Origin of the sequence: Nonomuraea sp. ATR24, from assembly GCF_041950485.1 — a bacterium.
GTDB lineage: Bacteria > Actinomycetota > Actinomycetes > Streptosporangiales > Streptosporangiaceae > Nonomuraea > Nonomuraea ceibae.
The window spans coordinates 17,422-39,924 of the sequence record NZ_JBGNUU010000022.1 but is presented as its reverse complement, the minus strand read 5'-3'; the positions used below and the strand labels follow the sequence as shown (position 1 = coordinate 39,924).

Below are 22,503 nucleotides of genomic sequence, written 5' to 3'. Positions count from 1 at the left end.
GCCGAAAGCCTAACCACGCTCGGCGGCCGGCTCGGCTTCCCTGAGCCCACCGCCTCCGCACACCCGGCAGACCCCGCGGCGGCGCAGGTAGTAGGCGAGGGCGGCGGCGGCCAGCGCGACGCCCCACAGGGGCCACGTCAGCGGCGGCAACCACGTCGCCCACATGCCCCAGTCGTCGAACCCGTGCACCATGCGCAGGCGCCAGTACGTGAGCCCGCCCGACAGCACGATCACCGACACGATCGAGGCGGGAACGACGGCCAGCATCAGCGGCACCGGCCGGCCCGCCCTGAACCAGATCCACCGCGGGTAGATTTCGCCCCAGCGCTGCACGAGCCCCAGCGTGAGAATCGCCCCGGCCAGCCCCATCAGGCTGAGGAACAGCCCGCCCCAGCGCAGCCCCGACTCGTCCAGCCACCGCCAGAACTCCTCGGTGATCCCCAGCGGGATGCCCGCTGCCCAGGCGAAGCGGCTGGCGTCGTACAGGGCCGGGACGGCCGCCGCGACCACCACCGCCCACCGGCCCCAGCGCCGCGCCGCCTGCGGCGTGGCCCAGCGTGCCGGCCCGTACGCGCCCCGCCCGCACATCACGCACCTGGCCGCCGTACGCCGCTGGTAGGCCAGCGCCGCCATCGCCCACAGCAGCCCGCCCACCAGGACGACGAACAGGTTGACCCGCGACCACGGCACCAGCTCCGACATCGGCTGCCCTCCCGGCACCCCGGTGAAGGCGAACACCGCCAGCAGCGGCGCATAGGCCACCAGCATCAGCACCCGGTTGTCGGTGACCACCACCGTCAGGACGACCGCCGCCGCCCAGGCGAACCCCAGCAGCACGGCACGGCCCCGCCGCACCCCTCGCGCGAGCGCCAGCCCGGCGACCGCCCCCAGCACGCCGAGCACCGCGATCACCGGCCCCGCCCGCTCCGGGATCGCCTCCCCGAGCACCGACAGCCCCGGCTCCCAGTCGGGATCGCTCCTGCCGAAGGGGAACCCGCTGCCGCCGAGCGCCCAGTACAGCCCGAGCGCCCCGTAGCCCAGCGCCCAGACGGCCGCCGCGTACCCGGCCCAGTGGGGCCACTTCCCCATGACCTTCCTCATGGCTCAAGCCTCGATCCCGGCCCCGCGCCGCCCTATCCGCCGAACGGCAGAACTTCCCCGGCGTTCACGCCGCCGCCTCTGCAAAAGGACAGAGGGCGGCGGCGCGCCCTTCCCGGATGGTCCGTTCAGAAGATCAGCGCGATCTTCCCGTTCAGGCTCCCCCGCCGGAAATGCTCGTGCGCGGCTTTGACGTGCTGCACGGCGTACTGCGCGTCGACCCGCGCCCTCAGTCGCCCGCCGTCCACAGCCGCGGCGAGTTCGGTGAGGCCGCGGCCGTCCTCGCGTACCTGGTTGACCGTGGTGCGCACCCGACGATGCGACAGGTCGGGGACGGGCCCGGCTTGAGTGGCGATCGAGGCGTACCGGCCGCCGTCGGCCACGGCGTCGGTGACGAAGGCGCCGTAGGTGTCGAAGACGGCGTCGTAGCCGCCCGCCGGCAGGGTGGTCCGGTCGGTGGTGACGTGCTCGGCCCCCAGTTCCCGTACCACCCTGACCTGCGCCTGCCTGGACACCAGCGCGTCCACCTGCGCTCCGCGAGCAACCGCGAGTTGCACGGCGAGCCCGCCGACGGCTCCCGCCGCACCTGCCACCAGCAGCTTGTCTCCCTGGCCGACCTGCAGCCAGTCCAGGGTCTGCAGCGCGGTCAGTCCCGGCAGGGGCAGGGTCGCCGCCTCGGCCAGGCTGATCGACGTGGGCGCCTGGGCGATGGAGGCAGCCGGGATGGCGACGAGGTCGGCCCATGAGCCACGCCCGGTCGCGAGCTGGTGCGACATGCCGAACACCCGCTCGCCCACGGACAGCCCGCTCGTGCCCGGGTCGACGACGATCCCCGCCAGCTCCCAGCCCAGCGTCATCGGCAACGGCGGCGTGCCCTCCCCGATGGCCCCTTCCCGCGTCTTGTCGTCAACCGGGTTCACGGCCGAGGCGATGACCCGCACCAGCACCTCGCCCTCGGCCGGCCGGGGCTCCGGCACGTCGACCAGCGCCAGCACGTCAAGATCTCCGAAGCGGTCGATCCGCAGAGCACGCATACCCAACTCCCCTAGAGTTCGATGAGCGTCCAACTTTAAACGGTGGCCCGTTTCGCGCCGCCGGCAGACCCGGCGAGCCTCCAGTGCCATCGTGACGGTCGCGGACGCGGCGACGCCTTGCACGGTGATCGTTCCGGACCGCCCGGCCGGGATGAATGTCCTGTGTGTCCCAGGACGGCGTCCCTCCCCGCCGGGCTCGTGAACGGCTACCTTGGCTCCTGATCGGAGGGATCGTGACGGCGACCGAGGTGAAGCCGGCGACGGGCCGGGCCGCGTGGTGGTGGTGCGGGCTGACCCTGGCCCTGGCCGCGACGGCCGCCGCCCTGGCGGGCGCCAACGGCAGCGCGCCGGCGCCGGTGCTCCACCTGCTGTTCGTGACGGCCTGCGCCCTGGTGGGCGGCCTGATCTGCGCCCGGCGGCCCGGGCACATGGTGGGCCGGCTGCTCGCGCTGTCCGCGTTCTGCTTCGCGCTGTACGAGGCCACCGGCCAGTACGCGGTCCTCGGGCTGATCACCCATCCGGGGCTGCCGCTGGCCGCGCCGCTGGCCTGGCCGCAGACCTGGCTGTGGGTGCCGGCCAACACGGCGGCGGCCCTGGTCCCGCTGTTCTTCCCCGGCGGGCGGCTGCCCTCCGCCTCCTTACGCCCGTGGCCGGCCGCGGCGGTGGCCGTCGCGGCGGTCGTCGCCGTGCTGAGCGCGCTGCGCCCCGGGCCGGACACCCAGGTGGGCGCCGGCGCCGGGGTGCCCAACCCGCTCGGCGTGCCCGCCCTGGCCTCCGTCGCGCCGGTGCTGGAGCCGGTGCTGGGCGGCGTGCTGGTGGCGGTGTTCGCCGTCGGCGCCGCCGGGCTGGGCAGGCGGCTGCTGCGCAGCGACGGCCCCGAACGCCGCCAGGTCGCCTGGCTGCTCTACGGGGCCGGGATCGAGGCCCTGGTGATCGGGGCCAGGCTGGTGGCGGGGCTCACCGACGACGTCCCCGGCTCCGTGTGGCCCGCCCACGACCCCGTGTGGGAGCTGGTCGCCGCCCTGGGCGCCGCCCTCGTCCCGGTCACCATCGGCGTGGCGATCCTGCGTCACCGGCTCTTCGACATCGACCTGGTGATCAACCGGACGCTGGTCTACGTGCTGCTGTCGGGCTGCGTGACCGGCGGGTACGTCCTCGTGGTCGGCTATCTGGGGGCGCTCTTCCCCGCCCAGGACCTGCCGATCTCCGTAGGGGCCGCCGGGCTGGTCGCGCTGGCCTTCGCCCCGCTGCGCCAGCGGCTGCAGGGCTGGGTCAACCTGCTGACCTACGGCGAGGCCGACGACCCGTACGCCGCGCTCACCCGGCTGGGCCGCAGGCTGGAGAACGCCGCCGGCCCCGACGCCGGGCTGTCCGGGATCGCCCGGTCGATCGCCGAGGCGCTGCGCCTGCCGTACGCGGCGGTGGAGACCGCCGGGGGCGAGCGCCACGCCTACACCGCGCCGGGCCCGGCCGCGACGGGCGACGCGGGCCTGACCCGGCTGCCGCTGACGCACAACGGCCGGCAGGTCGGCGGCCTGATCCTGCGCCCCCGGCCGGGGGAGACCGGGTTCGGCCCCCGTGACCTGCGCGTCCTGGCGGACCTGGCCCGGCAGGTGGCCGTGGCCGTGCACGCCGCACGGCTCTCCGCCGACCTGCGGCGGTCGCGGGAGCGGCTCGTCATGGCCCGCGAGGAGGAGCGGCGCCGGCTGCGGCGCGACCTGCACGACGGCCTCGGGCCGACCCTGGCCGCGCTGACCATGCGGGCCGAGGCCGCCCACGACCTGGCGGCCGACGAGCGCGTACGGGAACTGCTTACCGACATCGTCGGCGACGCCGAGGCCGCGCTGGCCGACGTGCGGACCCTGGTGGAAGGGCTTCGCCCGCCGGCGCTGGACTCGCTGGGCCTGGCCGGGGCGTTGCGCGCCCACGCCGCCCGCCAGCCCTCAGGGCTGCGCGTGGAGGTGCACGCCCCGGACGACGTGCCCGTGCTGCCCGCCGCCACCGAGGTCGCCGCGTACCGGATCGCGAGCGAGGCTCTGGCCAACACGCGCAGGCACGCGGGAGCCACGTACGCCCGCCTGCGGATCGAGCTCGCCGGCGGGAGGCTGAACCTGGAGATCTGCGACGACGGCCGCGGGATCGGGCGGCGGGAGTCCGCCGCGGCGGGCTCGGGGGTCGGGCTGGCGTCGATGCGCGAACGTGCCCTGGAGCTGGGAGGATCCTGCACCGTCGAGGAGCGTCCCGGCGGCGGCACCCGCGTCCGGGTCGAGCTGCCCGCGGGTGGGGAGGGGAACGGCGATGATCAGGATCTTGGTGGTTGACGACCATCCGGGGTTCCGCGCGGGGCTGCGCGCGCTGCTGTCGGGAGCCGACGGGATCGAGGTCGCCGACGAGGCGGGCAGCGGGGAGCAGGCGCTCGCGCTGGCGGGCCGCGCGCAGCCGGACGTGGTGCTGATGGACCTGGAGATGCCGGGCATGGGCGGGATCGCGGCGACCGAGCTGCTGGTCCGCGACCATCCGCACATCAGGGTGGTGGTGCTCAGCATGTCCGACGACGACGACTCGGTGTTCGCGGCCGTGCGGGCCGGGGCCCGCGGCTACGTCCTCAAGGGGGCGCGCAAGGCGGAGATCGTCCGTGCGGTGCAGGTGGTGGCCGAGGGCGGCGCCGTCTTCGGCCCCGCGCTCGGCCATCGCCTGGCCGACTACTTCAGCGGCGGCGGCGAACGGTCCGGGGCGGCGCTGCCCGGCCTGACGCAGCGCGAGAGCGAGATCCTCGACCTGGTCGCCAGGCACCTGACCAATCCGCAGATCGCCGCCCGGCTCGGGCTGAGTCAGAAGACGGTACGCAACCACGTCTCGGCCATCTTCACCAAGCTCCAGGTCGCCGACCGTTCGCAGGCCATCGTCCGCGCCCGGGAGTCGGGCCTGGGCGCGAACGGCTAGCATCTTGCCATTCTGATAATCAGACTATTACAGTAATCCCATTATGGAAGTTGCGCACTCCCTGGGCGGACTGCCCTGCCTCTCCCTCGGGACAGGACCGCCGCTGATCGTCCTCCTCTTCACCCCGCAGGCCGCAGTGCCGGCCGGCTGGGGCCGTCGCTACCTGATGCGGCTGGTCAAGCCCTTCACCGAGCACTTCACCGTCCACGCCCTCACCCGCCGTCCCGGCCTGCCGCCCGACACCACCATGGCCGAACTGGCCGCCCACTACGCCGAGGGGATCGAGGCCGCGTTCACCGGACCGGTGCACGTGCTGGGCCTGTCGACGGGCGGCTCCCTGGCCCTGCAACTGGCCGCCGACCACCCCGGCCTGGTCGCGCGCCTGGTCCTGGGCGGTACGGCCGCCGCACCGGGCCCGATCTGCGAGCGCGCCAACCGCGCCTACGTCGAGCGCGCCAGGCGGGGCCGGCGGCCGAGCCCCCCTCTGGCCGACCTGGTGACGGAGTCGCCGATCGGCCGGACTCTCGTCGCCGCGCTGGCCTGGCTGGCCGACGGCCGCGGGGACCACACCGACGGCGCCACCATGCTCAACGCCGAAATCGGATTCGACCTGCGCGCCCGGCTACCGGAGATCACCGCCCCCACCTTGCTGATCCAGGGCCAGAAGGACCTGGCCTACCCCCTCGAACTGGCCCGCCAGACCGCGGCCGGCATCCCCGGCGCCAAGCTGATCGTCTACCCGGGCCGAAGCCACGGCGCGACGTTCACCGACCCGCGTTTCGCAGCCGATGCGCTGACGTTCCTCCGATCACACTGACCAGGTACGACCCCCGACGTCCAAGGCGAGCATCGCGCACGCGCGGCTTCGTCGGAGTCGCCGGCTAGGGACACGCCTTTCTGTACGGCAGCGCGGGTACGATCTCCCGCCACTGGGCCGCGCTCAGCCCGCCCGCCTTCGCGCACACCGCCGCAGCCAACGCCTCCCCGCCCACGGCGTGCCGCCTGACCGCGCCGTTGCCGTTCACGGTCAGCACCGCCGACCCCTCGCCGGTGAACGCCACGTCGAGCGGCGCCCCGATCTCCGGGTCCTGCCCGCCGCCCTGGTCGAGCAGCGCGCCCAGGTCCGTGCCCGACATCACGTCGACCAGCCGCACCCTGCCCCCCACCTGAAGGCTGGCGAGCAGGTCCTCGCGCGGCGAGTAGGCGGCGGGGTCGCCGAACCCGCGCGCGGTGGCGAGCCTGCGGCGCGTGGCCACGTCCCACACCGTCATCCGCCGCCGCGCGTCGAGCACCACGACCGCCTTGCCGGAGCGGGTGAAATACGCGCGCACCCCCTCCGCGTTCCTGCCACCGCCGCCGAACGCCGGCCCCAGCGCCTTGCCTGCCGCCGTCTCCAGCAGGTGAACGCGGTCGCCCGCCACCACCAGCGTCCGCCCGTTGGCGGAGAAGGCCGCGTACTTCGCCGCGCCCGCCTCGGCCGACCACATGCGCCGCCCGGTCCGCCGGTCCCACAGCTCGACCCCGCCCTTCTCGGTGACCACAACCAGCCTGGCGCCGTCGGGAGAGAAGGCCACCTGCGCGGCGGACGTGCGCAGCGTGCCCTGGACGGCGGCCGAGGCGGTGTCCACGATCCGCACCCCGGGCCCGAACATGGCGACGAAACGGGCGTCCGGGCTGAACACCGCGTACTCCGCCTCCGGCAACGTGCCGACCTTCCTCCCGCCGACGGCCGACAGCTCGCCGTCGCGGACCACGAGCCGCCCGTCGCCGCTCAGCGCCGCCGCGCTCACAAGGTGATCGTCGTCCTCTGTGGTCAGGTCGCCCACGTCCACCGAGAAGACCTGGTCACCCACCAGATAGCGGAACGTACTTCCGTCGAAGGCCCCCTGAACCGCCTCGTCAACTCCCCCTCGTACCTGGACCGTGGTGAGCAGTTGCGTGTCCGACCTGCGCCAGAACTGGATGGACCGCGATGCCACCGTCGCGACGAGGCCGGCGCCGAACACGGCCGCGCCACCGTTCCAGGTGCCCTGGGTGCCGGCGCCGTCCTTGTCGCCGATGAAGTCCTTCGCCCCGGTCCGCAGGTTGGTCAGCTCCAGCAGGCGACCGCGCCGTACGGCCCGCCAGGCCCCGTCCCGGCTGAATGTGCCCGCGGCGGCGGGCCCGAGCGCCTTGGCGGCGCCGGTTCGCAGGTCCCAGCGGGTACGCCGGTCAGCCTCCTCGAGCAGGACGGAATCGTCCCGCTCGAACGCCACGTCGACCCACTCGTTCGTGAAATCCTTGGCAGCGGGGAAGACGTGGTCGCTGATCTTCCTGCCGCTGGCGAGGTCCACCGCGGACGCGCGCCTGGCCGTCACGGTCACCAGCACCTTGCCCGACGGGCTCAGCGTCACGCTGTCCATCGGCTCGGCCCGCCGGGCGCCGCGTGTCCGCAGGAGCCGGCCGTTGCGCACGTCCCACACACGCGTCGCGGTGGAATCGGCGCTGATCAGCGTCCGGCCGTCGGCGCCGAGCGCGCGTACCGTGTCGCCCGCGGTCGACGGGTCGCGGAACATCGCCGTCTCGCGCTGCGCCAGCGAGGCCACCAGGGCCGCCCTGGTGGCCGGCGTGCGGTCCAGCCGCCAGGCCGCCAGGCTCGCCAGCATCGCCTGGTGAGGGTCGCTCCCGCGGGTCGTGGTCGCCACCCCCGCGAGCCTGGCCGCCTCCGACCTGGTCAGCTGCCCGGCTATCTGCTCAGCCCGGCCGTCGGCCACCGCGCCCTGCTGCACGGCCAGCCCGCCGGCCACCAGCGCGATCACCAGCAGCCCGCCCAGGCTCAGCGAGGTCAGCCGGGCTCGCCTGGCCCTGTGCCTGGTCAGGGTGGCCGCCGCGGACAGGAAGTCACGTTCGGTGGGCGACAGGGTGATGTCGCGGCGGGCGGTGGCCGCCCACTCCAACGCGCTGTCCAGGCTGCTGCCTTGGAACAGGTCGCCGTCCCGGCGTCCCGCCGCCTGCCATCGTCGCGCCGCGGCGAGGATCTGCCGGTGTACGGCCAGGCCGTCGCGGTTGGTCTCGATCCACCGGCGGTACCGCGGCCAGGCCTGGGGCAGGGCCGGCCTGGCCAGCCGTACGCCGCCGTCCTGCCTGGCCAGGAAGTAGCCGAACACGGCGAGGATCCTGCGCACGGCGGCCACCTCGTGCGACGCCCGCCCCTCGATGAGCTCGGCCAGCTCGGCGTGCCGGGTCGACAGCTCGCCCGCCTCGTCCACCGTCACCAGCCGCAGTAACACCTCGGGGACCAGCTCTCGCTCGGCCGGATCGAGCATCGCGTACGCCTGCTCGGCCAGCGTGCCGAGTGCGGGATCGTGCCCCTGCGCGCCGATCCCGGCGGCCCGGTGGCCGCCCTGGGCGAGCAGGCGGGCGGTGTCGAGGTCGCCGTCGCCGCTGACCAGCGCCAGCAGCAGCTCGCGGGCGGTCGGCCGCTGGGCCGGCTCCTTGGCCAGCGCCAAGGAGACCAACCGGCGCAGCGTGCCGGGCAGCGCGGACAGGTCGGGGGTGGCCGACAACACCTGGTGCATGACGCTTCCCAGGTTCTCGGCGTGGAACGGATCACGGCCGGTGGCGGCGAAGACGATGACGGCTCCCCAGGCGAACACGTCCGCCGAGGCGTCCGCTCGCTGGCCGATGAACACCTCAGGGGCCATGTAGGTGGGCGTGCCGCTCACCACGCCGGTCGCGGTGAGCGACATCTCGGCGGTCCTGGCGATGCCGAAGTCGATCACGCGGGGGCCGTCCGGGCCCAGCAGCACGTTGTCGGGCTTCAGGTCGCGGTGGATCACCCCGGCGTCGTGGATGGCGGTCAGCGCCGTCGCGATGGCGGTGGCCAGGCGGTGCAGGTCGTCACCCACGAAGATCCTGCCCGCCGTACGCAGGCTCGGGCCCTCCACGTACTCGCTGACGATGTAGGGACGCGGGCCCTCCAGCTTGGCCTCGATGATCGGCGCGGTGCAGAACGAGGCCACCCGCTGGGCGGCCGCCGCTTCCCGGCCGAGCTGGGCCACCTGATCGCCGTGAAGCACCTTGATCGCCACCCGGCGGCCGTCCTCGGCATATGCCTCATACACCACTCCCTGGCCACCGGCGCCGAGCCGCCCGGCCAGCCAGTAACGACCGAGCCGCTGAGGGTCTCCTTCGATCAACACGCCTGGTTTGATGCGATCATCACCGACGAAGTTCCGCCCAAAACACCCACGTGTGCATCGCTGCAGGCAGAGGGCTACGCGCGACGCGGTTCGCCCGCTGCCGGCAGCCACGGCACTGGCCGGCGTTCACCGGGCATCCGGCTGACACCTGAGCACGTACGCGGCCCGCTGCCCGGTGCAGCCTCCGTCACGCACCTGGATGAGGTCCGGAAAGCGCTGGCCTGCTGACAGCACCTGTCTGCGGCTCCAAGGTGTGCACAGCGCCGAAGCCGGACGAAGCGAAGCTCTCGAAGGACGCACCCGGCGGCAAGCCCACGACCACCGCGAGCCTCCGCCCGAAGACACCTACGCAGTCGATGTACAAGATCCGGATTCGGAACCGCCGGCAGCGTCAGAAAGGCCGCCACCTACGCGGCCTGTCGTCCCGAGACCGCAGCACCGGCCACCACCTCCGACGAAAATGACAGCAACGTCATTCTCAACCCGCCAGGCCTCACAGCGCAGTAATTGCCGAGCTCGGAAGCACTTACCCCGGCGACTTCCTCAGGGGCGAGCAACTATTGGGACGATGGCTGCGCCCGTTGACGCGCTGCGGCTTCCAGGTCGCGGTTGCCCTCCTCGTACAGCACCCGGACACGGGAGGAGCACAGTTTCCACTCACCGTCTCGCCGTTCGAGGCCGAGCGTATAGTGGCAGCCGATCACCCAGATAGGGGCATCGGCGGCCTCAGTGATCAGGTGCGTGACACGGGCGTCAAAGCGCGCCGTCGCCTCGGGTTCCTCACCCAGGTCGACCACGATCGGACCCAGCAGGTGTTGCGTAGCATCGAAGCCAGGAAGGAAACTCTGCAGGCCCGATACGAAATCGCCTGCAGACACCCGTTCCGGACCACCCTGTTTCGACGGGTAATCAAGATCAACGAAATCCGTTGCCAGTGCGCCGATCGTTTCCCAATCATGCGCGTCCAGCGCATGAAAGAGCCGAGTCACCAACTCCGCGATCGCTATCTTCTCCATGGATTGCACCACGTCGCTCCTCCGCCTGAATGGTCGCCTGGCCGGTTGACCGGACATGCCGCACCGATGTCCGGGGCCGGCTCCCGGCCCTGCATGCTGGGATGTGACGGCAACACTAAGGAGGCCCTACGTGGCTCACCAAACGGTCAGCTACACAGCGACCGAGTTCCTGCACAGCTGCCCGGGCCCGGTGGTCGAGCCCGACCCGTCGTGCCCGGTAGAGATCACCCTCGCCACGTTGCGCGGACGGTGGACCGCCCTGGTCATCCTCGAACTGCTGCACGGTCCGCGCAGCTTCAGCCAGCTCGCACAGGCCCTGCCCACACTCTCCGACAAGGTCCTCACCGACCGGCTGACCCAACTGGTCGAGGCCGGCGCCCTCAATCGCCATCGCAAGCCGGGCTGGCCGCCAAGAGTGGGCTACGCCCTCACCGAACGCGGCCGCGCCCTCGCACCGGTCCTGCAGGCGCTGTGGGAGTGGGGCTCGACCACCACAGCCCCTCGGCCACGGTAGGCAACTGCCGGAGCGCACCAATGCCTGTGCGGTGCCAAACGGCGAACACTGTTGCTGAGCTAGGGGTTCGCAGGGCAATCAGGTTGCCCTGCGGTATTCGCGAACTCTGGAATTCTGGCGGTCAGAACCACATAAGCCCGAAACCCACATTGAGTGGATCATGAACGAGTACCACGCTGGCAGAAACGGGCCGCGGGACAGCAGAGCCGCTGCTCAGCGCTGGGTCAGCGCCTCGTAGGCAGCGGAGGGGCCGATTTTGAAGGCCCGGGGCTCGGGTCTGTCACCAGACGCAAAGTAGAGCGCCCGCGCTGGTCAGATGGCCCGGACGGCGGTCACCTGCATCTTCCTGGTGGGGTGTTCACGAAAGGCACGGACCCAGGGGTGGAGTAAGGGCTGGGAAGACCGCTTCCCGGCTCACCCCGTGAACGCTTTTCATCCTCGCGCTCTGCCTGGTCATCGACACTCCGTACAAGCGCATCGGTGCGAACGCGATCGCCACTCTGCAGGTTTCCTCCCGCTCGACCTGCCCACCGGCATCCTCGCCGTCGACCGCGCCTATAGCGACCAGGCGGGCCGATCATTTCGCCCGGCCCGCCCGCGCCTTGGGTTACCAACTCGTCCTGGACTACAAACAGGATCAGCCGGCGTCCAAGGCAGCGTCCACGAACGCCCTGCTCATCGACGGCAACCTGGCCTGCCCCCCCTCATGCCCGAACGGCTGGCCCAGGCCACCACCGGTCTGGACGATCAGATCATCCGCAGGCCACCCGAGCAGCTCACCCAACTGATCGCCGCCCGCGAGCCCTACTGGCTCAAGCTCAAGCAAGGCGCCGGCACCCAGAGACGGATCCGGCTGCAATACCCGGCCGCCGGCACCTCCCCCTCGGTGACCTGCCCCCGCCTCAACCGCCTCCACCGCAGCCCGGCCGCGCCACCCACCGCGGTGGACCTGACCAACAGCCGCCAGCGCGCCGCCCACGGCACTGCCAAGCCGACCGTCCTCCTGCCCGCCGACGAACCCCTTCCGCCCCCAGAGGCAAGGGCGACCTAGCACACATCTGTGCTCAGACCACCATCACCTTGCACCCCGATGGCCTCGGCTCGCCCCACTCACGGTCGCCGTCACCAGCCGATTGATCATCTTCGCATTCAACCGGACAGTCACTCAGTTACTCGCCTAGTAACGCAAAGGCCGCTCCCGATCACTCGGAAGCGGCCTTCGACCTGGGTGGAGATGAGGGGATTCGAACCCCTGACCCCTTCGATGCGAACGAAGTGCGCTACCGGACTGCGCTACATCCCCAAGGACTCGACCAGATTAGCAAACTCCAGAGGGTCCTCGCGCCACCCTTTCGGTCGCGCACCGCGTCAGTCGCCCACCGCGCGCCGGGGCGGTTCGGCGTACTGGTCGAAGAGGACGTCCGCCTGCCGGGCCTCGAACTCGATGATCTCCGCCTCCGCCTGCTGGGCGGCGAGCTCGGCGGCGCGGCGTTCGCGGATGCGGCGGGCGCGTTCGCGGGCTCGGGCGGCGCGCTGGCGGCGTTCGCGGTCGACCTGTACGGCCATCCGCAGGAACGCCAGGTAGCCGAGCATGATCACGCCCGAGGGGGCCACGGCCCACCACGGGATGAGCTGGAAGGCGGCCGTCGCGATGGAGGCCGCCACCAGCAGCAGCGTGAAGAACAGCAACCGTCTGCGCCGCGCTACGATGATCGCGCGGCGGCGGGCGCGGAACTGGCGGGGGTCGACGTAGTCGGCCGGCGGGGCGTCGTCCTCCAGGCCCGTGCCCGAGTCCTGGGGCGAGCGGGTCAGGTCGGGGAGCTGGTGTTCGCCGGTGTAGTGTTCCTCGAGTTCGGCCAGTTCGGCGAGGTTCGTCTTGTCCCGGCGCAGCCACATGGGGACCAGGACGCACAGCCACATGATGACGATGGCAAGGTAGAGGAGGGCACCGCTCACGGCCACCTCCGGGCAGCATGAAGACGCCTGTGGGTCATCGGCGTCTTCAAAGTGCTCACGTCACGCACCGTAAGACCGCGTGTCACTGATTGACGAGCATTCGGTGCGGTGTGTCGCGAGATCGTCAAACCTCTTCAATCGGAGAACCACCGTGAGCCGCTGACTCACGCGCGCGACGCCACTGCACCAGCAGGCCGCCGGGGACGTCCTCGACGGTCAGCGCGTAGCAGATGTGGTCGCGCCAGGCTCCGTCGATGTGGAGTTGGCGACGCCGTATGCCTTCTTCCCTGAAGCCGAGCTTCTCAACCACCCTACGGCTTGCCTGGTTCTCGGGGCGGATGTTTGCTTCGAGCCGATGCAATCCAGTGGTGAAGAAGCAGTGGTCGACGGCCAGGGCGAGGGCGGTCGGGGTGATGCCGCGGCCGGCGAGCGCGCCGTCGATCCAGTAGCCGACCTGGGCGGAGCGGGCCGAGCCCCAGACGATGGCGCCGATGGTGAGCTGGCCGGCGAACCGGCCGCCGTACGTGACGACCCACGGCAGGGCGAGCCCCTGGCGGGCTTCGCGGCGCAGGGTGCCGACCATGGAGACGTACGGGCTGAGCCCGGTCTTGAACAGCGGGGTCTCCGGGTTGCTGGGTTCCCAGGGGCGGAGCCAGTCGGCGTTGCGCACCCGGGTGTCGCGCCATACGCGCACGTCCGCCAGCCGGAGCGGCCGGAGGCCGACCGGACCTTCGCTCAGCGCCGCAGGCCAGCCGCGTAGTCGATCCACCACACCATCATCCCCCCAACCGGCGCGATGCCGCCACGGGTCAGGAACCGGGGTGGTCGCCGCCGCGGATCTGGTCGACGGCGTGGCGCAGGATGGGCGCGAGGACGGCCACCCCGTCGCGTACACCGCCGGTCGAGCCGGGCAGGTTGACGATCAGCGTGTTGCCGGCCTGCCCGGCGAGGCCGCGGGACAGGACGGCGGTGGGGACCTGGTCGCGGTTGGCCTGGCGGATGGTCTCGGCGATGCCGGGGATCTCGCGGGTGATCACCCGGGCGGTCATCTCGGGCGTCAGGTCGGTCGGGGTGAGGCCGGTGCCGCCGGTGGTCACGATCACGTCGTAGCCGGAGGCGACGCCTTCGCGCAGGGCGGTCTCGACGGCGTCGCCGTCGGGCACCACGGTGGGGCCGTCGACGGTGCACCCGGCGTCCTGGAGCAGGGAAACCAGGACAGGTCCTGATTTATCGGCGTAAACGCCGGTGAAGGCGCGGTTCGAGACCGTCACCACCAGTGTCCGGATCATCCCCGCCTCCAGATCCCGGTCTTGCCCCCGGTCTTCTCCTCCACCCGCACGTCACTGATCACGGCGGCCGGATCGACGGCCTTCACCATGTCCACCAGCGCCAGCCCCGCCACGGTGACGGCGGTCAGCGCCTCCATCTCGACGCCGGTGCGGTCGGCCGTCTTCACCCGGCAGGTGATCGCCACGCCCCAGTCCTCCACGTCGAGGCTGACCTTCACCCCGTGCAGCGCGATCGGATGGCAGAGTGGCACCAGGTCGGGCGTCCGCTTCGCGCCCATGATCCCGGCGATCCGGGCCACGCCCAGCGCGTCGCCCTTGGGCACCTCGCCGGACCGCAGCAGCTCCACGACCTCGCCCGACAGCAGCACCCGCCCGGTCGCCGTGGCGGTGCGGACGCTGACGTCCTTAGCGGAGACGTCCACCATCCGCGCCGCGCCGGTCTCGTCCAGATGCGTGAACTCGCTCAAAGCCGGATCACCCGCACTTCCTCTCCGGCGGTCAGCGCCGTGACCTCCTCGGGCACCACGATCAGCGCGTCCGCCGAGGCCAGCGCCGCGAGCTGGTGGGAGCCCTGCCCGCGCACCGGCTCGACGACGTCGCCGGCCAGCCGCCCGCGCAGGAACGACCTCTTGCCCTCCGGCGAGCGCACATCGGCGCCGAGCCGGACGGCCGTCGTCTCCGGGAACCCGGCCTCCAGCCCACGCATCCGCCGCAGCGCGGGCCGTACGAAGAGCATGAAGGAGACGAACGACGAGACCGGATTGCCGGGCAGCGCGAACACCGGCACCTGGTCGTCGCCCACCACGCCGAAGCCCTGCGGCATGCCGGGCTGCATGGCGACCTTCTCGAACCGTACGGTGCCCAGCGGCCCCAGGGCCTCCTTGACCGGCTCGTACGCGCCCATCGACACCCCGCCGCTGGTGATCACGGCGTCGGCGCGGACGAGCTGGGCGTCGAGTTGCTCCAGGAACGCGGCCGGGTCGTCGCCCACGGTCGGCGCGCGGAAACCGTCGCCGCCCGCCTCGCGCACGGCGGCGGTGAGCGTGAAGCTGTTGGAGTCCCAGATCTGCCCGTGGCCGAGCGCCAGCCCCGGCTCGACCAGCTCGGCCCCGGTGGCCAGCACGACGACGCGGGGCCGGGGGCGTACGAGAACCCGGCGGCGGCCGACGCCCGCGATAATGCCGAGCTGGGCGGGACCGATCACGGTGCCCGGCCGGAGCACCGTGTCGCCGGCCCGCACGTCCTCGCCCGCCAGCCGGATCGCGTTGCCGACGGCGGCGGCGCGGTCGACGCGGACGGAGACTTTGCCGCCGTCGGTCCACTCCACGGGCACCACCGCGTCGGCCCCGGCGGGCATGGGCCCGCCGGTCATGATCCGCGCGGCGTGCCCGGGGCCGATGGCGAGCATCTCACCGGCCCCGGCGGCCACGTCGTCGATCACCGGGAGCGTGACGGGCACGTCCTGGACGTCGACGGCGCGTACGGCATAGCCGTCCATGGCGGAGTTGTTGAACGGCGGCAGCGGCACCGGCGAGACGATCTCCTCCGCCAGTGTCGTGCCGAGCGCGCTCTCCAGCTCCACCTCGAGCGGCGCGAGCGGCCGCACGGTGGACAGGATGTCAGCGAGGTGCTGATCAACCGACTTCATCGAGGAACTCTCGCAACCACGGCAGGAACTCGGGAGCCAGGTCGGGCCGGTCCGCGGCGAACTTCACCACGGTGCGCAGATAGTCGAGCTTGTCACCGGTGTCGTAGCGGCGGCCCCGGAACAGCACGCCGTGGACCGGCCCGCCCTCGCTGGAGTCGCGCCCGGCCAGCGTGCGCAGCGCGTCGGTGAGCTGGATCTCGTTGCCGCGCCCGGGCGGCGTGTTCTCCAGCACCTCGAACACGGCCGGGTCGATGACATAACGCCCAATGATCGCCCAATTGGACGGCGCCTCGTCGACCGGCGGCTTCTCCACCAGGTCGGTCACGCGGACGACGTCGTCCTCGTCGGTCGCCTCGATCGTCGCCACGCCGTAGAGGGACACCTGCTCCTTGGGCACCTCCATCAGCGCGATGACGCTGCCGCCGAACGTGTCGCGCACCTGGATCATGCGCTGCAACAGCGGGTCACGCCGGTCGATCAGGTCGTCACCGAGCAGGCACGCGAACGGATGGTCGCCGACGTGCTGCTTGGCGCAGAGCACCGCGTGCCCGAGCCCCTTCGGCTCGCCCTGCCGCACGTAGTGCAGGGTCGCCAGCGAGGCCGGCTCACGGACCTGGGACAACCGGTGCTCGTCGCCCTTGGCTTCGAGCACCTCCTCCAGCTCGAACGCGCGGTCGAAATGATCCTCGATCGACCGTTTGTTCTTGCCCGTGACCATCAGCACGTCGAGGAGCCCGGCGGAGGCCGCCTCCTCGACGACATACTGGATGGCGGGCTTGTCGACGATGGGCAACATCTCCTTGGGTGTCGCCTTGGTCGCCGGAAGGAACCGGGTGCCCAGACCCGCGGCGGGCACCACGGCTTTCGTCACAGGGTCGAAGTCAGCCATGAGTAGACCCTAGTGGAGGACCCTGTGGACAAGCTCAACCTGCGCCGTGAGCTGATTTCGGCGCGTGCCTCCCTCACTCCCGGCCAATTGCGCGCCAACTCCATCAAGATCCGCGAAACCCTCCTTGACCAGCCGTGGGTCCAGATGGCCGGGCTCGTCGCCTGCTACTGGTCGATCGGCACCGAGCCGGAGACGCACGGGCTGGTGTTCGCGCTGTGGAAGCACGGCGCGACCGTGATGCTGCCGGTCCTGCGCGAGGACGACGACCTCGACTGGGCGGTGTACGACGGGCCCGACACGCTGGCGCCGGGCCGGTTCGGGCTGATGGAGCCGGTCGACACGCGGCGCGGCACCGGCGCGATCCGCACGGCCGCGCTGGTGATCGTCCCGGCGCTGGCCGTCGACCGGCACACCGGGGTACGTCTCGGGCGCGGCGGGGGATCGTACGACCGGGCCCTGAGCAGGGTCGGGCCGAACGTGCCCACGGTCGCCCTGCTCCACGACGGCGAGCTGCGCGAGGACGTGCCCGCCGAGCCGCACGATCGCCGGGTCCGCTTTGCGATCACCCCCGAGGGACTGACTAGTCTAAAGTGACTACGCACGCACAGAGGGGACTGGATGACGCTTGATGTCTGGCTCCTTCTCGGCGCTGCCATCGTCATCGCCGCAGTCGTGTCCGTACGGGTCGCCCACCGCAGCGGCCTGCCCAGCCTGCTCCTCTTCCTCGGGTTCGGCCTGCTGCTGGGCGACGCGGGGTTCGGCATCCCGTTCAGCGACCCGGAGGTCGCCCAGCGCATCGGCCTGATCGCGCTCGCGGTGATCCTGGCCGAGGGCGGCCTGACCACCAACTGGAACCACGTACGCCGCGCGGTCCCGATGGCGCTCATCCTGGCCACGATCGGCGTCGCGGTCAGCATCGTCGTCGTCGCGGCGGCCGTGCAGGCGCTGCTCGGCGTCGGCCTGACCACCGCGCTGATCCTCGGCGCGGTGCTCGCCCCCACCGACGCCGCGGCCGTGTTCTCCGTGCTGCGCAGGCTGCCGCTGCCCTCCAAGCTGTCCGGCACCCTGGAGGCCGAGTCCGGCTTCAACGACGCCCCCACCGTGATCGCCGTCGTGCTGCTGAGCAGCGCCGCCCAGCCGACCCCCAGCATGGGCTCGTTCCTGCTGGAGACGACGCTGGAGCTGCTCATCGGCGGCGGCGTCGGCCTCGCCGTCGGCCCCGCCGGCGCCTACGCGCTGCGCCGCATCGCCCTGCCGGTGTCCGGCCTCTACCCGATCGCCGTCCTGGCGCTCTCCCTCGCCTCCTACGGCGGCGCCGTCATGCTGCACGGCTCGGGATTCCTCGCGGTGTACGTGACCGCGCTCATCCTCGGCAACTCGCGGCTCCCCCACCGGGCGGCGACCAGGGGCTTCGCGGAGGCGGCGGCCTGGCTGGCGCAGATCGGGCTGTTCGTCATGCTCGGCATGCTGGCCAGCCCCAAGGAGATGCCGTCGGCCATCGTGCCCGGCCTGATCGCCGGCACCGTGCTCGCGCTGGTGGCCAGGCCGCTGTCGGTGATGGTCAGCGCGGCCGTCGCCCGCGTGGGCCGGCTGGCCACGATCACCTGGCGCGAGCAGGCGTTCCTGTCGTGGGCCGGGCTGCGCGGCGCGATCCCCATCGTGCTAGCGACGATCCCGTGGGCGGCCGACGTCCCCGGCTCCAAGGACATCTTCAACCAGGTGTTCGTGATCGTCATCGTGTTCACGCTGCTCCAGGGGCCGACGCTGCCGTTCGCGGCCCGGCTGCTCAAGGTGGCCGCGCCCGGCGAGGCGCACGACCTGGAGGTGGAGTCGGCGCCGCTGGAGGAGCTCAACGCCGACCTGCTCCAGATCAAGGTCCCGCCCGGCTCCAAGCTGCACGGCGTGGAGATCTTCGAGCTGCGGCTCCCGGCCGGCGCCCAGGTGACGCTCATCGTCCGCGAGGGCAGGTCGTTCGTGCCGGCCGCCAACACCCGCGTCCGCGTCGACGACCAGATCCTGCTCGTCACCACCGCCGCCTGCCGCGACCAGGCCGAGACCCGCATGCGCGCCGTCAGCCGCCGCGGCAAGCTGGCCGGATGGTACGGGGAGCGGGGAGTGGAATAGTCGTTTGACCGTATCGGTTACCATTAGCAGTCGCATCGCTCGAGTGCCAAACCCCTGAAGGAGGAGCGCGTGCCGACCTACCAGTACGCCTGCAACGACTGCGGTGAGCAGCTCGAAGTCGTTCAGAAGTTCACCGACGATGCGCTGACCGTGTGCCCGGCGTGCCAGGGCAACCTGCGCAAGGTGTTCTCCGCCGTGGGCATCGTGTTCAAGGGCTCCGGCTTCTACAAGACCGACAACCGCTCGTCGTCGACGTCCGCTCCGGCCACGGCTTCCTCGAAGCCCGCGGAGTCCAAGTCGGCCGAGTCGTCGTCGAAGCCCGCCGAGTCGAAGCCCGCTCCGGCCGCCGCGTCCAACTGACGAGCTAGCGGGGCCTGTCGCCCGCGGCGCCCAGCAGCTCCGGGGCGATCCGGTCGAGGAGCTCCTCCAGTTGCGGGTGCGGCCCCCAGTCGGCCACCAGCCGGCCCAGGGCCTCGCGCGAGCTGCGCAGCAGCCGCAGCGCCGCAGCCTGCCCGCGCTCGGTGAGCCGCAGCCACTCCTCGTCCGCCGACCGCTCCACGTAACCGTCGGCGACGAGCCGGTCCACGTACGGTCTGCCGCGCGCCCTGCTGACCTGGGCGCGCTCGGCCAGGTCGACGGCCTTGACCCAGCCCTCGCCGCCCAGCCTGGCGATGATCCACACGCCTTCGGGCCGCATGCCCTCCAGCCCGGCCAAGTCGCCCATCCGCGCGTAGTAGCCCTTGCGCAGGTCGGCGTCCGCCAGCCGGACGAGGCCCCGCTCGACCTCGGCCAGCGACGACCGCTCTGCCGACGTGGCGCCGAGCCCCTCGCCGATGTCGGAGGCCCGGGTGGTCTGCCTGAGCCGGTGCTCCGGGATGAACCAGGTCAGCACGAACGCCACCAGCATGATCGGCGCCGCCACCCGGAACACCGCGGCGATCGCGTCGGCGTAGACGTGCAGGAAGTCGGCGGCGAGGTCGGACGGCAGCCGCTGGATCGCGGTCGGGTCGCGCTGGATCTGCGCCGGGTCGAAGCCGGGCGGCAGCGTGGTCGTGCGCAGCACCTGGGCCACGTCGGTGCTCAGCGTGGCCGCGAAGACCGAGCCCAGCGTCGCCACCCCGAACGAGCCGCCGATCGAACGGAAGAAGGTCGCCCCGGAGGTGGCCACGCCGAGATCCTTGAAGTCGACGGCGTTCTGCACGACGATCACCAGGACCTGCATGGTCATGCCCAGCCCGATGCCGAGGATCAGCAGGTAGGCGGCCATGACGGCGGTGCCGCTGTGCTCGGTGAGCGTGGACAGCAGGAACATGCCGACGCTGGCGATCGCGGTGCCGGCGATCGGGAAATATCGGTATTTGCCAGTCTTCGAGATGACGAATCCGCTCACGATGGAGAGCGTCAGCGTCCCCGCCATCATCGGCAGCAGGAACACCCCCGACAGCGTCGGCGTCACCCCGTGCACGATCTGCAGGTAGAGCGGCAGGTACGTGAGCGCGCCGAACATCCCGAACCCGACCACGAACCCGACCACCGACGACATCGCGAACGCCCTGTTGCGGAACAGCCCGAGCGGCAGCACCGGCTCCCTGGCCCGCCGCTCCGCCCGAATCCAGCCGGCCACCAGCACGACCGCCGCGACCGCCAGGCCGATGATCACCGGCTCGGTCCACGCGTAGGTGTTGCCGCCCCACGTCGTGATCAGCACCAGGCAGGTGGTCGCCCCGCCGAGCAGCGCCACGCCCGCGTAGTCGATCGTGTGGCGGGTGCGGCTCGCGTCACCGGGCAGCGCCGCCACGATCACCAGCAGCGCGACCGCGCCGAGCGGCAGGTTGACGTAGAACACCCAGTGCCACGACAGATGGTCGACGAACAGCCCGCCGAGCAGCGGCCCCACGATGCTCGACACCGCGAACACCGCCCCGAAGAACCCCTGGTACTTCCCCCGGTCGCGGGCCGACACCACGTCACCGACGATCGCCTGGGCCAGCACCATCAGCCCGCCGCCGCCGAGCCCCTGGACCGCCCGGAACGCGATGAGCTGCCCCATGCTCTGGCTCAGCCCGCACAGCGCCGACCCCGCCAGGAAGATCACGATCGCGGCCAGGAACAGTCTCTTGCGCCCGTACTGGTCGCCCAGCTTGCCCCACAGCGGCGTCGACACGGTGGCGGCCAGCATGTAGCCCGTCACCACCCACGACAGGTGCTCCAGCCCGCCGAGGTCGCTCACGATCGTCGGCAGCGCCGTGGACACGATCGTCTGATCGAGCGCTGCCAGCAGCATGCCGAGCATGAGCGCGACGATGATGAGCCCCAGGCCACGTTGCCGCATGCCTGCGATCATACTCATCGTGAGGATTCGAACACGTTCCGCTGCCGGTTATCCACAGAACGGGGTTCGGGGTCTCGGCGGCCACCCGGCGCGCCGCTAATGTCGGCGCCATGCTCACTCGCGCAGACATCGGCGTCATCGGCGGTTCCGGCTTCTACTCCCTGCTCGACGACGCGGAGGAGGTCGAGGTCACGACCCCCTACGGCCCGCCCAGCGACACCGTCACCGTGGGCCGCATCGGCTCGCGCCAGGTCGCGTTCGTCCCCCGGCACGGCCGCGACCACCGCTTCCCTCCCCACCGCATCCCCTACCGGGCCAACCTGTGGGCGCTGCGCTCGCTCGGCGTGCGCCAGGTCCTCGCCCCCAGCGCCGTCGGCTCGCTCCGGGCCGAGCTGGGCCCCGGCGCGATCGTCGTGCCCGACCAGCTGGTCGACCGCACCTCCGGCCGCGTCCAGACCTATTACGACACCGGCGGCGCCGTGCACGTCTCCTTCGCCGACCCCTACTGCCCCGCCGGCCGCGCGGTCGCCGTCGCCGCGGCGCGGGCCGGCGAGTGGGAGACGCTCGACGGCGGCACCCTGGTCGTCATCGAGGGGCCGCGCTTCTCCACCCGGGCCGAGTCGCAGTGGTTCCAGCGCAACGGCTGGGCCATCGTCGGCATGACCGGCTTCCCCGAGGCCGTCCTGGCCCGCGAGCTGGCCCTGTGTTACACGTCCCTGTCCCTGGTGACCGACCACGACGCCGGTGTGGAGGCGGGCCAGGGCGTCACGCACGACGAGGTCCTGGAGTTCTTCGCGCGCAACGTCACCCGCATGCGCTCGCTGGTCGCCGACGCCGTCCGGTCCCTGCCCGAGGAGCGCTCCTGCCCCTGTGGCGCGGCCCTCGACGGCATCAAGCTCCCCTTCGAGCTGCCGTGATCCGCCTGTGGCTGCGGCGCTGCGAGCGCCGCCGCCGCCTCGTCGCGGCCGCCCTGGCCGCGGCGGGCGTCCTGGCCGCCTTCGTCGCCCTGCGGCCCGCTCCGGGCCCCACGGTGCTGGTCGCCGCCCGCGACCTCGCCCCCGGCGTGCTGCGCCCCGGCGACCTGCGCGCGGTCCCGCTGCCCCACCCGCCCGACGGCGCCCTGCGCTCGGGCGCGGTGGGCCGGGTCCTGGCCGGCGCGATGCGCCGCGGCGAGCCGCTGACGGACGTCCGCCTTCTCCACTCCCTCCGCCTGCCTCCCGGCGCCGTCGCCACTCCCGTACGCATCTCCGACCCCGACGTCGTGCGCCTGATCTCCCCCGGCTCCACGATCGGCGTGCTGGCCGCCCGCGACGGCGCCCCCGCCGCACTCGTCGCCGACGACGTGACGGTCCTCACGATCCCCGACGCCCCCAGCGACCACGGCGCCCTGGTCGTCCTGGCCACCACGCGATCCCAGGCCGCCGACCTGGCCGGCGCCCAGGCGGGAGGGCACCTGTCGATCACCATCACAGAGTGATC

21 protein-coding genes and 1 tRNA gene are annotated in these 22,503 nt (G+C 72.1%); 10 read left to right on the top strand and 12 right to left on the bottom strand.

What is annotated here, in order from left to right; all coding sequences use genetic code 11:
* Positions 1-9 precede the first annotated feature (9 nt).
* Positions 10-1,101, bottom strand: a complete 1,092-nt coding sequence (locus tag ACBI99_RS37160; RefSeq protein WP_375074623.1) for a hypothetical protein — start codon at positions 1,099-1,101, stop codon at positions 10-12.
* A gap of 125 nt (positions 1,102-1,226) precedes the next feature.
* On the bottom strand, positions 1,227-2,132 hold the full coding sequence (locus ACBI99_RS37155; RefSeq protein WP_375074622.1) for an NADP-dependent oxidoreductase: 906 nt from the start codon (positions 2,130-2,132) through the stop codon (positions 1,227-1,229).
* Between the two features lie 233 nt (positions 2,133-2,365).
* Between ACBI99_RS37155 and ACBI99_RS37150 the strand changes: the two genes are divergently transcribed.
* The 3 genes from ACBI99_RS37150 to ACBI99_RS37140 are packed head-to-tail and all read left to right on the top strand — an operon-like array spanning position 2,366 to position 5,892.
* Positions 2,366-4,453 carry a histidine kinase gene (locus ACBI99_RS37150; RefSeq protein ID WP_375074621.1) on the top strand — a complete coding sequence of 696 codons (2,088 nt, stop codon included), beginning with the start codon at positions 2,366-2,368 and terminating at the stop codon, positions 4,451-4,453.
* The gene (locus ACBI99_RS37145; RefSeq protein WP_219500190.1) at positions 4,431-5,075 is read left to right on the top strand and encodes a response regulator transcription factor; all 645 of its coding nucleotides are present in this window, start codon (positions 4,431-4,433) and stop codon (positions 5,073-5,075) included. The genes ACBI99_RS37150 and ACBI99_RS37145 overlap by 23 nt, the downstream gene beginning before the upstream one ends.
* A 43-nt stretch (positions 5,076-5,118) precedes the next feature.
* Positions 5,119-5,892, top strand: a complete 774-nt coding sequence (locus ACBI99_RS37140) for an alpha/beta fold hydrolase (protein ID WP_375074620.1) — start codon at positions 5,119-5,121, stop codon at positions 5,890-5,892.
* A 64-nt stretch (positions 5,893-5,956) separates the two neighbouring features.
* Here ACBI99_RS37140 and ACBI99_RS37135 read toward each other — a convergent pair whose 3' ends face one another.
* The gene (locus ACBI99_RS37135; protein ID WP_375074619.1) at positions 5,957-9,256 is read right to left on the bottom strand and encodes a WD40 repeat domain-containing serine/threonine protein kinase; all 3,300 of its coding nucleotides are present in this window, start codon (positions 9,254-9,256) and stop codon (positions 5,957-5,959) included.
* Between the two features lie 557 nt (positions 9,257-9,813).
* The gene (locus ACBI99_RS37130; protein ID WP_375074618.1) at positions 9,814-10,272 is read right to left on the bottom strand and encodes a nuclear transport factor 2 family protein; all 459 of its coding nucleotides are present in this window, start codon (positions 10,270-10,272) and stop codon (positions 9,814-9,816) included.
* A gap of 130 nt (positions 10,273-10,402) precedes the next feature.
* Here ACBI99_RS37130 and ACBI99_RS37125 point away from each other — a divergent pair, with 130 nt between their 5' ends.
* Both ACBI99_RS37125 and ACBI99_RS37120 read left to right on the top strand, forming a co-directional pair.
* Positions 10,403-10,786 carry a helix-turn-helix domain-containing protein gene (locus ACBI99_RS37125; RefSeq protein ID WP_308125601.1) on the top strand — a complete coding sequence of 128 codons (384 nt, stop codon included), beginning with the start codon at positions 10,403-10,405 and terminating at the stop codon, positions 10,784-10,786.
* A 706-nt stretch (positions 10,787-11,492) separates the two neighbouring features.
* A complete protein-coding gene (locus ACBI99_RS37120) occupies positions 11,493-11,837 on the top strand; it encodes a hypothetical protein (protein ID WP_375074617.1) in 345 nt (114 codons plus the stop codon).
* A gap of 178 nt (positions 11,838-12,015) precedes the next feature.
* On the opposite strand, the gene ACBI99_RS37115 is transcribed toward ACBI99_RS37120, so the two are convergent.
* From ACBI99_RS37115 to galU, 7 genes are all read right to left on the bottom strand, one after another.
* A tRNA-Ala gene (locus ACBI99_RS37115) sits at positions 12,016-12,089 on the bottom strand.
* 65 nt (positions 12,090-12,154) lie between these two features.
* A complete protein-coding gene (locus tag ACBI99_RS37110) occupies positions 12,155-12,742 on the bottom strand; it encodes a hypothetical protein (protein ID WP_375074616.1) in 588 nt (195 codons plus the stop codon).
* 124 nt (positions 12,743-12,866) lie between these two features.
* Positions 12,867-13,511, bottom strand: a complete 645-nt coding sequence (locus ACBI99_RS37105; protein ID WP_375074615.1) for a GNAT family N-acetyltransferase — start codon at positions 13,509-13,511, stop codon at positions 12,867-12,869.
* 40 nt (positions 13,512-13,551) lie between these two features.
* Entirely contained in the window at positions 13,552-14,031 is a 480-nt protein-coding gene (locus ACBI99_RS37100; RefSeq protein ID WP_357586117.1) for a MogA/MoaB family molybdenum cofactor biosynthesis protein, read from the bottom strand.
* Positions 14,028-14,498 carry a cyclic pyranopterin monophosphate synthase MoaC gene (gene moaC / locus ACBI99_RS37095; protein WP_219500182.1) on the bottom strand — a complete coding sequence of 157 codons (471 nt, stop codon included), beginning with the start codon at positions 14,496-14,498 and terminating at the stop codon, positions 14,028-14,030. The genes ACBI99_RS37100 and moaC overlap by 4 nt, the downstream gene beginning before the upstream one ends.
* On the bottom strand, positions 14,495-15,679 hold the full coding sequence (glp, locus tag ACBI99_RS37090) for a gephyrin-like molybdotransferase Glp (protein ID WP_375074614.1): 1,185 nt from the start codon (positions 15,677-15,679) through the stop codon (positions 14,495-14,497). Before glp ends, moaC begins: the two co-directional genes overlap by 4 nt.
* The gene (galU, locus tag ACBI99_RS37085; protein WP_219500178.1) at positions 15,666-16,568 is read right to left on the bottom strand and encodes a UTP--glucose-1-phosphate uridylyltransferase GalU; all 903 of its coding nucleotides are present in this window, start codon (positions 16,566-16,568) and stop codon (positions 15,666-15,668) included. The genes glp and galU overlap by 14 nt, the downstream gene beginning before the upstream one ends.
* A 24-nt stretch (positions 16,569-16,592) precedes the next feature.
* Between galU and ACBI99_RS37080 the strand changes: the two genes are divergently transcribed.
* From ACBI99_RS37080 to ACBI99_RS37070, 3 genes are all read left to right on the top strand, one after another.
* Complete coding sequence (locus tag ACBI99_RS37080; protein WP_219500169.1) at positions 16,593-17,162, top strand: 5-formyltetrahydrofolate cyclo-ligase; 570 nt, start codon at positions 16,593-16,595, stop codon at positions 17,160-17,162.
* Between the two features lie 24 nt (positions 17,163-17,186).
* On the top strand, positions 17,187-18,692 hold the full coding sequence (locus ACBI99_RS37075) for a potassium/proton antiporter (protein WP_219500167.1): 1,506 nt from the start codon (positions 17,187-17,189) through the stop codon (positions 18,690-18,692).
* Positions 18,693-18,761: 69 nt separating this feature from the next.
* Entirely contained in the window at positions 18,762-19,052 is a 291-nt protein-coding gene (locus ACBI99_RS37070; protein WP_219500165.1) for an FmdB family zinc ribbon protein, read from the top strand.
* A 4-nt stretch (positions 19,053-19,056) separates the two neighbouring features.
* Here ACBI99_RS37070 and ACBI99_RS37065 read toward each other — a convergent pair whose 3' ends face one another.
* Positions 19,057-21,024 carry an MFS transporter gene (locus ACBI99_RS37065; RefSeq protein WP_375074613.1) on the bottom strand — a complete coding sequence of 656 codons (1,968 nt, stop codon included), beginning with the start codon at positions 21,022-21,024 and terminating at the stop codon, positions 19,057-19,059.
* A gap of 110 nt (positions 21,025-21,134) precedes the next feature.
* On the opposite strand from ACBI99_RS37065, the gene ACBI99_RS37060 reads away from it, so the two are divergent.
* Entirely contained in the window at positions 21,135-21,941 is an 807-nt protein-coding gene (locus ACBI99_RS37060) for an S-methyl-5'-thioadenosine phosphorylase (protein WP_219500161.1), read from the top strand.
* Positions 21,938-22,501: an SAF domain-containing protein gene (locus ACBI99_RS37055; RefSeq protein WP_357586107.1), complete on the top strand. Its 564-nt coding sequence runs from the start codon at positions 21,938-21,940 to the stop codon at positions 22,499-22,501. Before ACBI99_RS37060 ends, ACBI99_RS37055 begins: the two co-directional genes overlap by 4 nt.
* The last annotated feature ends 2 nt before the right edge of the window (positions 22,502-22,503 follow it).